Below are 11751 nucleotides of genomic sequence, written 5' to 3'. Positions count from 1 at the left end.
TTTAGTATACTCCTAAACAGAGCAAAAAGCTCTTAGAAATGCAATTCCAAGAGCTTTGTCTTCAGTCTGAGAGTTGAGATTTTAGATCTCAACTCTTTTTATAATAATCATTAATAAATAATGTTCACTTGTCCGAAAGCAACATTTCCTTTCAACTTCACAGTTATATCTTTTTCATCACTTAAATGTGAACCGCGTATTTCGAGAGAGGCAAAGGGTCTGCTAAGATGGTTATCGTTGATTCGCCAATTTCTTGGAATACGAATATTAGCTTCGCCAAAATTGACCTGAATATTAATTTCAGGTGAATCGGTCATAAATTGTGCCTGACATAAATCGATATTAAGCTCACCGAATTTTGCATCTGCATAAACCCTATCAAGATTTTGTGATGTAATGTAATAACTGTTTTCAGAAAAGAAGGTTTTGGCATAGACTTCTCGCTCATCATCAGCATAAGAAGTCTGTCCTTTTTTTGAGATATAAAACTTACTTACAGGTCGTTTTGGTTTAAAAACTTGATTCACCACAATACCTAAGAGTAAAATTCCTACGAAAAGGGTCCATTCTGAATAGTTGAGATTAGCTAAGTCATGCACATAGTTGGATAGAAAAGCTAACCCCAAGAAGGCCATAAAAATATTCCTATTGGGAAGTCCTATAATCAGGCAGAAAAGGGCAAAGACTAAATCAAAATTGAAGACTAGATGTAAGTTAGGGACGAAAGCACTGACAATAAAATAAGCTGCTAGCAGAAGGAGGGCAAAGGTCCAAATAGAATAACGTTTCATTATAGTAAGCTCCTTTTTTTGTTTAATAAGGCTTTGTAGTATTTTCGGGAAACCCAAGTTGATTTTTCAGACTGATGGAAGGTAATTCGAGGCGTGCTGGAGAGGGATTTATTGATAGAGGCAATTTCTATGATATTAGCGATTTGGCTTTTTCCAATCTGCATGAAGTAGTCGGGCAGTTGCTTGAGGCATTCTTGCAGATTGAGTCGGCTGCGGTAAATTTTATCCCTAGTGTGAACAAAAGTCTTGCGGTCACTGATTTCAATAAAAATGATTTCAGCAACCTTCAAAAAGATGAGCTCTTTTCCTTGGCTCACTTCTATAGATCCATGTTGGGGATTGACATGGATTTCCATCCTGCCTAGAGGTACTTCTTGATCATAGATATATCTGGTTTCCATAGTTTAACTCTACCATGAATTGCTCAAAAGAAAAGCCTTTTTGGGTAAGAGGTCGATTTTGATGTCTAAATGGTCAAACTTGCTATTAACTTAGGCTGTTTGGGGAAAAGAAAGCCTAGATTAGTGAAAATCCAGACTGATTTACTATTTCTTTTGTCTTTCTGGTTGAGGTTGAGCAGCCAGAGAACTTTGGATATTGTAGCGTTTTTTAAGAAAATATTTCAATCCAAAGCTGAGTCCACCAATGATTATAGTTGCGATGCCGGGAAGGACAGGGTTGAGTTGGGCTGGAATCAGTGAGCTAATGCCTACAAAGGCAATCCAGATAAGGGTGAACACCGCCATATAAAGCAGTGATTTCCATAGTTTAGGACGTTCCTCTTTTGGTTTACCAGCGTGTTGGTAGACAAAATAATAGAGAGCATACAGAACAGCGCCACCAGAAAAAGCAATAATCAAGGTTGTTAGGATACCGTAACTGTGTTGATAATTTTTATCGGTCAGGGCCATCAAACCATAGAGAACACCAAAGAATCCAAGGAGCATCAGGCTGCTATCCAACCACATCAGCCAGGGATTCTTATTAGTGGCAGCCACTCCTCCTTGAGAGTTGTCAGAAGTTGTTTCCGAATGAGATTTGGCCCATATGGTTGGTGCGCCTAAAAGATTACGAGCTGTAATACCCTTCTTTTGATTTTCCAAAATAGAGGGCATAATATCATCAAAAATTTGTTCAATTTCTTTCTCACTTTTGCCATCCTTTCTCAGCTGATGGCTGGCAATAGTAACAAATTCTTGATTTTTCTTTGTTAATTCTTGTAGATCCATGTGTAAGAAATCTCCTCTTGGTCTTAAAAATTGATAAATGGTTAGTCCTATGATTAGAACCAGCGTTTACGAATGAAATAGATGACAACAGTTAAGCTCAATACTGAAGCAATGAAAACGATGAACCAGAAAGCATGCGGCAAACCATTTAGTGGCAGCCAGTTGTTCTTAAAGTTCATTCCATAGGCTGAAAAGATAACGGTTGGGATATCCAGAGCCATGGTCATGAGAGCTAGTGTTTTCATGATTGAGTTCTGATTATTGGAGATGATAGAAGCAGAAGTTTCCGTCATGACATTTAGGACATTTTCGTAGATGCTCGCCATCTCAATGGCCTGCTGTGTTTCGATTAAGGTGTCTTCTAACAAATCCTCATCATCCACATATTTTTTCAGACTGGAGGCGTTGCTGCTCAATTTTTTTACAATTCGTTCATTGATTTTTAGAGAAGCCTTTAGATAAATAATGGATTTTTCCAATTCCATCATGTCAATGAGCTGCTCGTTGCGCGTAGCATCTTCAAGCTGAGCTTCAATGCGGTCACTCTGACGATCGATTGAACGCAAGGCAGTCAAGAAGAGTTCAGCATTGCGATAGAGGAGCTGGAAGACAAAACGCGTTTTCATAAAAGTATAAAAACCACGAATACGACGATTGAAGAAATGATCAAAAAGTATCAAGGGCTCCAGACAGGTTGTAATGACAACATCTTCTGTCACCACAATTCCCAGAGGCATGGTGACATAGTAGCTTTTGCCATTGCGGTCTTCTTGAGTTGGCACATCGACGATGATGAGGGTGTAATTGTCTTCAACACTGATACGAGAACTTTCTTCGGCGTCCAGAGGAGCTCGGAGGTCGGTGATGTCAATATTGAATTGTTCAGCTAAGCGGACAGATTCTTCCTCGGAGGGGTTTACAAGATTGATCCAAGCTCCGGGCTCGAATGTTGCAATTTCATTGAGTTGATTGTTTGCGGAAAGAAACATTTGTTTCATGAGACCCCTCCTCATGTTTATTTTGCCTAAAAGCATACTCTGCTATTATACTACAATTGAAAAGGAATTGAAAAGGTTTGTAGGCCTATTTTGGATGAAAATTTTTCAGTTAAAAACGTTTTTCCAGAACTCTTGTTAGAGAAGGAAAATCCTAGTAATTATCCTTGATAAAAGCCTCTATTTTTGTTAGACTTAATTATAAGAAACATTAAGGAGTACGCTATGTCCGAACGTGGATTGCTGATTGTTTTCTCCGGACCTTCAGGGGTTGGCAAGGGCACTGTTCGTCAAGAAATTTTTTCAACGTCAGACCATAAATTTGAGTATTCTGTCTCAATGACTACACGCCCTCAACGTCCCGGTGAAACAGATGGCGTGGATTATTTTTTCCGCACACGTGAGGAGTTTGAAGAGTTGATTCGCCAAGGACAGATGCTGGAATATGCGGAGTATGTCGGAAACTATTATGGGACACCCCTGACCTACGTTAATGAGACCCTGGACAAGGGTATTGATGTTTTTCTTGAAATTGAAGTTCAAGGCGCCTTGCAGGTTAAGAAAAAAGTTCCCGATGGTGTCTTCATCTTTTTGACACCACCTGATTTAGATGAGTTAAAAGATCGTCTGGTTGGTCGCGGTACAGATAGCCACGAGGTTATAGCTCAACGTATTGAACGAGCTAGAGAAGAAATTGCTCTTATGCGCGAGTATGACTATGCGGTTGTCAATGACGAAGTACCTCTGGCTGCTGAACGGGTGAAGCGAATTATTGAAGCAGAGCACTATCGTGTTGATCGTGTCATTGGTCATTATAATGATATGATTAAAGAAATTAAGTTAGAAAAGAGATAAATTCTTATGATGTTGAAACCCTCTATTGATACTTTGTTAGATAAAATTCCTTCAAAATATTCTTTGTGTATTCTCCAAGCTAAACGTGCGCATGAGTTGGAAGAAGGGGCAGAACCAACTCAAGAATTCAAGTCAGTAAAACCAACCTTACAGGCACTTGAAGAAATTGAGTCGGGCAATGTAACCATCCATCCCGATCCTGCTGCAAAACGCGCGGCGGTACGTGCACGTGCCGAAGCAGAACGCCTTGCCAAAGAGGAAGAGGAGCGTAAAATTAAAGAACAAATCGCCAAAGAAAAAGAAGAAGAAGGCGAAAAAATCTAATCAGTCGCTTAATTAGATACAGGAATTGGAGCTGGAATTGAAGAAATTCCAGCTTACTTAATTTTTAGTAAGCAAACTAAAGGAGGGGAGCTTATGGGGAAGATAGCCCAAATTATTGTTGATGTACCTTTGATGCAGACTGACAAACCCTTTTCCTATCAAGTGCCGGATGATTTAGCTAATCTTATTGATCTAGGGAGTCGCGTTCATATTCCTTTTGGAAAGAGTAATCGCCTGCTTCAAGGATTTGTCGTTGGATTAGAAGAAGGTTCGGTTGAAGACTTAAAGGCAATTACCGCTGTTTTAGATTTTGAGCCTATTTTGAATAAGGAACAGTTAGAACTGGCAGATCAGATGCGCCATAGCGTTTTTTCTTATAAAATTTCACTTTTAAAGGCCATGGTTCCCAGTCTGCTCAATTCAAATTATGATAAAATTTTGCATGCGACAGTTGGGCTATCATCAGCAGATAAGGAACTAATCTTTGGATCTAAAGATTCTGTAGTTTATTCAAATTTGGACCAATCACTTGAAGGTCAAATTAGCAAACTGGTTAAGTCGGGTCTAATCACTGTTACCTACTCCGCAGAAGATAAAAAAACGCTCAAGACGATTACTTATTATCATCCTCAGCTGGAAGTCTTGCAGAATTTAGAGATTTCAAAGCGTGCCAAGCGTCGTCAGGCCCTGCGTGATTTTCTTTTATCCCATCCCAAGCGCCGTCCTCTGTCTGAGCTGCGACAGGAATTTTCATGGGATCAGCTACATTTCTTTATTGAAGCTGGAGCTATTCAAACAGATGAAGTCCAAGTTGATCGTAGTCAAGACTATTTCGATCAGGTAGCCAAGACCGACTTTTTGAATCTAAATGAGGAACAGGCTCATGCTGTTGAGACCATCACTGCTGATATCGGTAAAGCAAATAAACCTTATCTTTTAGAAGGGATCACTGGCTCAGGTAAAACGGAAGTTTATCTTCATATTATCGATCGTGTTCTAAAGATGGGGAAGACAGCCATTGTTTTGGTTCCCGAAATTTCCTTGACCCCTCAGATGACTAACCGCTTTATTTCACGTTTTGGTGAGCAAGTGGCTATCATGCATTCGGGTCTTTCTAATGGAGAGAAATATGATGAATGGCGTAAAATCAAATCTGGCAAGGCCAAGGTTGTTGTAGGAGCTCGCTCAGCCATCTTTAGTCCCTTGGAAAATATTGGTGCTATTATCATTGATGAGGAGCATGAAGCCAGCTACAAGCAGGAGTCGAATCCACGTTATCATGCCAGAGATGTTGCTCTTTTGCGGGCTCAATATCACAAGGCAGCCCTTGTGCTAGGCTCGGCTACTCCAAGTATTGAAAGTCGAGCGCGTGCCAGTCGTGAGGTCTATCATTTTATCCGTTTGACGCAGAGAGCTAATCCTTTAGCTAAGATTCCCGAAGTTGAAATTGTGGATTTTAGAGATTATCTTGGCCAACAAGAAGTCAGTAATTTTACTCCCATTCTTGTTGATAAGATTAAGGATCGTCTATCTAAAGGCGAGCAAGTTGTGCTGATGCTCAACCGTCGTGGTTTTTCTAGTTTTATCATGTGTCGGGAATGTGGTTATGTGGATGAATGTCCTAATTGTGATATTTCCCTAACCTTGCACATGGATACTAAGACCATGAACTGTCATTACTGCGGTTTTCAAAAAGATATCCCTCATTCTTGTCCCAACTGTTCAAGTTCCAGCATCCGTTATTATGGCACTGGCACACAAAAGGCCTATGATGAATTGCAGGAACTTTTACCTCAGGCCCGTATGCTTCGTATGGATGTTGATACAACCAGACGTAGAGGTGCTCATGAGAAAATTTTGAAAGCTTTTGGTCGGGGAGAAGCAGATATTTTGCTTGGGACTCAGATGATTGCTAAGGGCTTGGACTTCCCTAATGTCACCTTGGTCGGTGTACTAAATGCTGATACGGCCTTAAACCTACCTGATTTCCGTTCAGCTGAGCGTACCTTTCAATTATTGACTCAGGTAGCCGGTCGTGCCGGTCGTGCTGAAAAGGCGGGAGAAGTCTTGATTCAAACTTACAATCCAAATAACTACGCTATTCAGCTGGTGCAAAAACAAGACTATGAAGCCTTCTACGCTTATGAAATGGGAGTACGTAAAAGTTTGGGTTATCCTCCCTACTACTATACGGTTGGTTTAACTCTCTCTCATAAAAATGAGGAAATCTTGATTCAGAAGTCATTTGAGATTATGAATCTCATCAAAAACCAGCTCAGCGATAAAGCTAAAATTCTAGGTCCAACACCTAAGCCGATTGCTCGTACGCATAATCTTTATCACTATCAAATTATTATTAAGTACCGGTTTGAAGATAGCTTAGAAGAAGTGCTCAATCATATTTTAGATTTGACTCAAGATAAAGCAAACAAGGATTTGCGTCTTATCATTGATTACGAACCACAAAATTTTGTTTGAAAACAGTAATTAAGAGCAGATTAAGTGAAGAAAGGAAGGGTTGCCAGATGGGCAATCCCAGATTTTAAATGACAAAACTTATTTTTATGGGGACCCCAGATTTTTCAGCTACAGTATTAGAGGGTCTATTGGACAGTCGAGTCTATGATATTATTGCCGTGGTGACTCAGCCAGATAGAGCTGTTGGGCGCAAAAAAGAAATTAAAATGACACCTGTCAAAGAAGTGGCGTTGGCACACAACCTCCCTGTTTATCAACCTGAAAAATTATCTGGATCTAGCGAAATGGCAGAATTGATGACCTTAGGGGCTGATGGCATCATCACAGCAGCTTTTGGTCAATTTTTGCCGACTAGGTTGCTGGATAGTGTCGATTTTGCTATTAACGTTCACGCTTCCCTACTTCCTAAGTATCGTGGGGGTGCTCCAATCCATTACGCACTTATGAATGGTGATAGTGAGACCGGCGTAACCATCATGGAAATGGTTAAGGAGATGGATGCTGGAGATATGATAGCCAAGGCCAGTCTTCCTATTCTGGATGAAGACAATGTCGGCACACTCTTTGAAAAATTAGCTGTCCTAGGGCGTGATTTATTATTGGAGAGTTTACCAGCTTATATTGCTGGCAGCCTCATTGCTCAACCCCAAGATCATAGTCAAGCTACCTTTTCACCTAACATCCAACCGGAAGAAGAAAAGCTGAATTGGGACAGATCGTCACGTGCCCTCTTTAATCAGGTCAGGGGGATGTGCCCGTGGCCGGTGGCGCATACATTTCTTGATGGTAAGCGTTTTAAAATTTATGAAGCTCAAGCTGTTTCAGGTCAGGGAAAACCAGGTGAAATTATTGAAAAGAGTAAAAAAAACTTGGTGGTGGCAACTGGTGGCGGAGCTCTCTCTTTGAGGGTGGTTCAGCCAGCAGGCAAACCTAAAATGCCGATTGTAGATTTTCTTAATGGTTTTGGACGCAGTCTTGAGGTAGGTGATAGCTTTGGCGACTAACTGGAAAAAGACAGCGCGAGGAACAGCTCTGCTAATTCTGGAGGATGTTTTTAATCAGGGAGCTTATTCCAATATTGCTCTTAATCGCGGTCTTTCTCAGTCCCATCTATCTGAAAATGACAAGAATTTAGTTACAGAGATTGTCTATGGGACGGTAGCCTTCAAGATTACTCTAGGATGGCAGCTGTCTCATGTTCTGAAGGATCGTGACAAATTAGAGCCTTGGGTTTATACTCTCTTGATGCTCAGCCTTTATCAGTTGATGTATTTAGACAAGATTCCCAGTCATGCAGTCGTCAATGAAGCTGTTGTTTTGGCTAAGGAGCGTGGAAGAAAGCAGGGTGCAGAAAAGCTTGTCAATGCCGTTTTGCGTAAACTTTCGCAGGAAAAGCTAGTAGACTCCACTACGATTAAACGCAAAAATAAACGGTATTCAATCCAATACTCGTTGCCAGTCTGGCTGGTGAGAAAACTAATTGAGCAGTACGGGGAAGAACGCTCACTTAGCATTTTCCAAAGCCTTTCTATCCGTAACAAGGCTAGTGTACGTGTGGTTAACCTTGCTAAATTTGAGGAAATTAAAAAGGCGACTGGTGCACGCCCTTCTCGTCTTTCCTCGGTGGGACTTATCAAGGATTCAGCTTATTTCGCGGGAACAGATTATTTTAAAAATGGGGATATTACCATCCAAGACGAATCCAGTCAGCTGGTAGCCCCAACTTTGCATATCCAAGGTTCTGAGCAAATCCTTGATGCTTGTGCAGCACCTGGTGGTAAGACAGCTCACCTAGCTTCTTATCTAACGACAGGACAGATCGTCGCTTTAGATTTGTATGATCATAAACTAGACTTGATTAAAGACAATGCCAAGCGTCTCCATTTGGATGATAAAATTAGAACACGCAAATTAGATGCCCGTCAAGTTCATCAATATTTTGAGAAGGATAGTTTTGATAAAATTTTGGTTGATGCACCTTGTTCGGGTATCGGGTTAATTCGTCGTAAACCTGATATTCGATATAGTAAAGAAAGTCAGGACTTTAAAGCCTTACAAGATATACAATTTGATATATTAAACAGTGTTTGTCAAACGCTGCGCAAAAATGGTATAATAACTTACAGTACCTGCACCATTTTTCGGGAGGAGAACCAAGATCTGATTCAAAGGTTTTTAGACACTCATCCTAATTTTGAACAGGTAAAACTGGAACATGAGCAAAAAGATATCTTGGTCGATGGTTTTATCAGTATTACACCTGAACTCTATCAGACGGATGGTTTCTTTATTGCACAAATCAAGCGTATTTTTTAGCGTGAAAGGACAGTTTAACAATTCATGGAAATTGCTTTACGTACTGATATCGGTCAGAAACGTTCTGATAATCAGGATTTCATCAATCATTTTTACAATAAATCAGATGTCCCCCTAATTATCTTAGCTGATGGTATGGGTGGACATCGTGCTGGGAATATTGCTAGTGAGTTGACCGTTACAGATCTAGGAAAGGTCTGGGAAGAGACCGATTTTAATGACCTCAGTCAAATTCGTGATTGGATGATTGATATCATTGAAAAAGAAAATCAAAAGATTCACGATTTAGGACAGGAAGACTCTTACAGAGGGATGGGGACTACCATTGAGGCGGTTGCAGTTGTCGATAAAGCGGCTCTTTATGCCCACCTGGGTGATTCTCGTATCGGCCTGGTTCGAGAAGGTCAATATCAACAATTGACAACAGACCATTCTCTGGTCAATGAATTGCTGAGAGCTGGCCAAATTACAGAGGAAGAAGCGGCTACACATCCTCAACGCAATATCATCACTCAATCTATTGGGCAGCAAAATCCCATAGAGCTTGATTTGGGTGTCCAACAGCTGGAAGCTAATGATTTCATTGTTATGAACAGCGATGGTTTAACCAATATGATTTCGAATGAAACCATCGTCAATATCTTGCTGGCAGATGATACCAGTCTTTCTGATAAGGCTGAACAACTAGTTGTAGAAGCTAATAAAGCCGGTGGTTTGGATAATATTACCGTGGGACTCTTGCACGTAGAAGGTGAGGCGGCATCATGATTCAGATTGGCAAATTATTTGCTGGTCGCTATCGCATTCTCAAGTCCATTGGGCGAGGTGGTATGGCAGATGTCTATCTGGCCAATGACCTGATTTTGGAAGGGGAAGAAGTGGCCATTAAGGTGCTTCGGACCAATTATCAAACCGATCAGGTTGCTGTTACGCGTTTTCAGCGGGAAGCGCGTGCCATGGCAGAACTCAGCCATCCCAATATCGTTTCAATTAGAGATATCGGCGAAGAAGACGGTCAGCAATTCTTGGTAATGGAATATGTCGATGGATTAGATTTAAAACATTATATCCAAGACAATGCTCCCTTATCTAACAGTGAAGTTGTGCGCATCATGGAAGAGGTGCTCTCTGCCATGACTTTGGCCCATGAAAAGGGTATTATTCACCGAGATTTAAAACCTCAAAATATTTTATTAACCAAAGATGGTACAGTTAAAGTCACTGACTTTGGTATTGCCGTAGCCTTTGCAGAGACCAGTCTGACTCAGACTAATTCGATGCTGGGGAGTGTTCATTATCTATCACCTGAACAGGCGCGTGGTTCTAAAGCGACAGTTCAGTCTGATATTTATGCCATGGGAATTATGCTTTTTGAAATGTTGACAGGGCATATTCCTTATGATGGCGACAGTGCAGTTACTATTGCTCTACAACACTTTCAGAAACCCCTGCCTTCTATTTTAGAAATAAATCCTTCTGTTCCTCAGGCGCTTGAAAATGTTGTGATTAAGGCCACTGCTAAAAGGTTGAGCGACCGTTATCAATCCACTTATGAGATGGCTCGAGACTTGAAATCTAGCTTGAGTTATAATCGTAGTCGCGAAGCCAAGCTGGTCTTCTCGGATGTTGCAGATACCAAGACGCTTCCTAAAATTGATACCAACACAGCCAATGCTTCAACAGAACAGCTTTTGAAGGCGACAGATAGCAAGAAACCTAAGAAAAATAATGTCAAGGCAGAGCCTGCTAAAAAAACAAAAGGGAAGCGTAAGCATAAAACCTTTGGTATCTTTAGTAAGATTTTCATCGCTCTACTTTTAGCCATCATTGTTATTTTTGCTTATCTGATGCTGCGTAACCCATCAACAGTTGCAGTGCCTGACGTCACTGGTCAAGAACTTTCTGCTGCTAAGACTAGCATCACTGATGCAGGTCTGAAAGTGGGACAAGTCGTTAAAGTTGAAAGTGATTCTGTAGATAAAGGGAAGGTCGTCAGAACAGATCCATCGGCGGGGACTTCCAAGAAGGAAGGTAGCTCGGTAGATATCTATGTTTCCAATGATGGAGGCAGTTTCAAGATGAAGGACTATACCGGTGAAAATTCTGATGATGCTGTTAAAGATTTGACATCCAATTACGGTGTTTCCGAATCACAAATTCAGATTAAAGAAGTTTCAACCACGGACTACGATGAAGGAACAATCATCAGTCAAACTCCTGACAAGGGTGAAAAATTTGACCCCTCTGGAGATGATACCATTACCTTCACAGTTGCGGTAGCCGGTGAAACAACGATGCCGAATTTAACTGGCATGACTTATTCGCAGGCAACTTCAACGTTGACTGCTTTGGGTGTGGAGTCATCACGGATTAAATTTTATTCTGCATCAGGCACTCAAATTCATTCGCCAACCGCTTCTATGGTCGTATCTGGACAAAGCCCATACTATGGTGCCAGTCTAGATCTGTCATCGGATGAAGACATCATCCTTTATATACAAGATGGAAGTTCAAGTTCATCTAGCTCCTCCTCCTCATCATCAAGTTCAAGTTCATCCAATGATTATTCAACTAGTAGTGAAGAAGAGAGCAGCACTAGCGAAGAATAATAGTAAAAAGAATTTAGATGCTTTATCAACCGTAGTGGATGGAGCATCTAACGCCTAGAGAAGACCAGATTGGTCTTCTTTTTTTATGGCTTCGAGCCAGTTTTTCTCGTAGAGAAAAACAATAAAACCACCAGCTATGCTGGTGGCTGCTAAG

At 40.9% G+C, this 11751-nt stretch carries 11 protein-coding genes; 7 read left to right on the top strand and 4 right to left on the bottom strand.

The window, feature by feature from the left end; genetic code table 11:
- Positions 1–110: 110 nt before the first annotated feature.
- From ACFOSE_RS08425 to ACFOSE_RS08410, 4 genes are all read right to left on the bottom strand, one after another.
- Positions 111–791, bottom strand: a complete 681-nt coding sequence (locus tag ACFOSE_RS08425; RefSeq protein ID WP_380432412.1) for a hypothetical protein — start codon at positions 789–791, stop codon at positions 111–113.
- On the bottom strand, positions 791–1147 hold the full coding sequence (locus ACFOSE_RS08420; RefSeq protein WP_380432414.1) for a LytTR family DNA-binding domain-containing protein: 357 nt from the start codon (positions 1145–1147) through the stop codon (positions 791–793). The genes ACFOSE_RS08425 and ACFOSE_RS08420 overlap by 1 nt, the downstream gene beginning before the upstream one ends.
- A gap of 189 nt (positions 1148–1336) precedes the next feature.
- Positions 1337–2020, bottom strand: coding sequence for a DUF1129 domain-containing protein (locus ACFOSE_RS08415; protein ID WP_380432411.1), 684 nt, complete (start codon positions 2018–2020; stop codon positions 1337–1339).
- Positions 2021–2073: 53 nt separating this feature from the next.
- Positions 2074–3018 (bottom strand): magnesium transporter CorA family protein, encoded by a 945-nt coding sequence (locus tag ACFOSE_RS08410; protein ID WP_380432409.1) that lies wholly within the window; start codon positions 3016–3018, stop codon positions 2074–2076.
- A 222-nt stretch (positions 3019–3240) separates the two neighbouring features.
- On the opposite strand from ACFOSE_RS08410, the gene gmk reads away from it, so the two are divergent.
- From gmk to pknB, 7 genes are all read left to right on the top strand, one after another.
- A complete protein-coding gene (gene gmk, locus ACFOSE_RS08405; protein WP_380432407.1) occupies positions 3241–3870 on the top strand; it encodes a guanylate kinase in 630 nt (209 codons plus the stop codon).
- Between the two features lie 6 nt (positions 3871–3876).
- A complete protein-coding gene (gene rpoZ / locus ACFOSE_RS08400) occupies positions 3877–4194 on the top strand; it encodes a DNA-directed RNA polymerase subunit omega (RefSeq protein WP_380432405.1) in 318 nt (105 codons plus the stop codon).
- Between the two features lie 93 nt (positions 4195–4287).
- On the top strand, positions 4288–6672 hold the full coding sequence (locus tag ACFOSE_RS08395) for a primosomal protein N' (RefSeq protein ID WP_380432404.1): 2385 nt from the start codon (positions 4288–4290) through the stop codon (positions 6670–6672).
- Positions 6673–6740: 68 nt separating this feature from the next.
- Entirely contained in the window at positions 6741–7676 is a 936-nt protein-coding gene (gene fmt, locus ACFOSE_RS08390) for a methionyl-tRNA formyltransferase (RefSeq protein ID WP_380432402.1), read from the top strand.
- Positions 7666–8988: a 16S rRNA (cytosine(967)-C(5))-methyltransferase RsmB gene (rsmB, locus tag ACFOSE_RS08385; RefSeq protein ID WP_380432400.1), complete on the top strand. Its 1323-nt coding sequence runs from the start codon at positions 7666–7668 to the stop codon at positions 8986–8988. Before fmt ends, rsmB begins: the two co-directional genes overlap by 11 nt.
- A gap of 24 nt (positions 8989–9012) precedes the next feature.
- A complete protein-coding gene (locus ACFOSE_RS08380; RefSeq protein WP_380432398.1) occupies positions 9013–9756 on the top strand; it encodes a Stp1/IreP family PP2C-type Ser/Thr phosphatase in 744 nt (247 codons plus the stop codon).
- On the top strand, positions 9753–11597 hold the full coding sequence (pknB, locus tag ACFOSE_RS08375) for a Stk1 family PASTA domain-containing Ser/Thr kinase (protein ID WP_380432395.1): 1845 nt from the start codon (positions 9753–9755) through the stop codon (positions 11595–11597). Before ACFOSE_RS08380 ends, pknB begins: the two co-directional genes overlap by 4 nt.
- The last annotated feature ends 154 nt before the right edge of the window (positions 11598–11751 follow it).

This window comes from Streptococcus dentapri (genome assembly GCF_042649885.1).
GTDB lineage: Bacteria > Bacillota > Bacilli > Lactobacillales > Streptococcaceae > Streptococcus > Streptococcus dentapri.
The sequence above is the reverse complement of the archived record's forward strand: the minus strand, read 5'-3'. Positions and strand labels throughout refer to the sequence as shown.

What these genes read in the sequence shown, in the direction of transcription:
- ACFOSE_RS08425 (WP_380432412.1), bottom strand. Translation starts at nt 791, where the DNA reads ATGAAACGTTATTCTATTTGGACCTTTGCCCTCCTTCTGCTAGCAGCT.
- ACFOSE_RS08420 (WP_380432414.1), bottom strand. Translation starts at nt 1,147, where the DNA reads ATGGAAATCCATGTCAATCCCCAACATGGATCTATAGAAGTGAGCCAA.
- ACFOSE_RS08415 (WP_380432411.1), bottom strand. Translation starts at nt 2,020, where the DNA reads ATGGATCTACAAGAATTAACAAAGAAAAATCAAGAATTTGTTACTATT.
- ACFOSE_RS08410 (WP_380432409.1), bottom strand. Translation starts at nt 3,018, where the DNA reads ATGAAACAAATGTTTCTTTCCGCAAACAATCAACTCAATGAAATTGCA.
- gmk (WP_380432407.1), top strand. Translation starts at nt 3,241, where the DNA reads ATGTCCGAACGTGGATTGCTGATTGTTTTCTCCGGACCTTCAGGGGTT.
- rpoZ (WP_380432405.1), top strand. Translation starts at nt 3,877, where the DNA reads ATGATGTTGAAACCCTCTATTGATACTTTGTTAGATAAAATTCCTTCA.
- ACFOSE_RS08395 (WP_380432404.1), top strand. Translation starts at nt 4,288, where the DNA reads ATGGGGAAGATAGCCCAAATTATTGTTGATGTACCTTTGATGCAGACT.
- fmt (WP_380432402.1), top strand. Translation starts at nt 6,741, where the DNA reads ATGACAAAACTTATTTTTATGGGGACCCCAGATTTTTCAGCTACAGTA.
- ACFOSE_RS08380 (WP_380432398.1), top strand. Translation starts at nt 9,013, where the DNA reads ATGGAAATTGCTTTACGTACTGATATCGGTCAGAAACGTTCTGATAAT.
- pknB (WP_380432395.1), top strand. Translation starts at nt 9,753, where the DNA reads ATGATTCAGATTGGCAAATTATTTGCTGGTCGCTATCGCATTCTCAAG.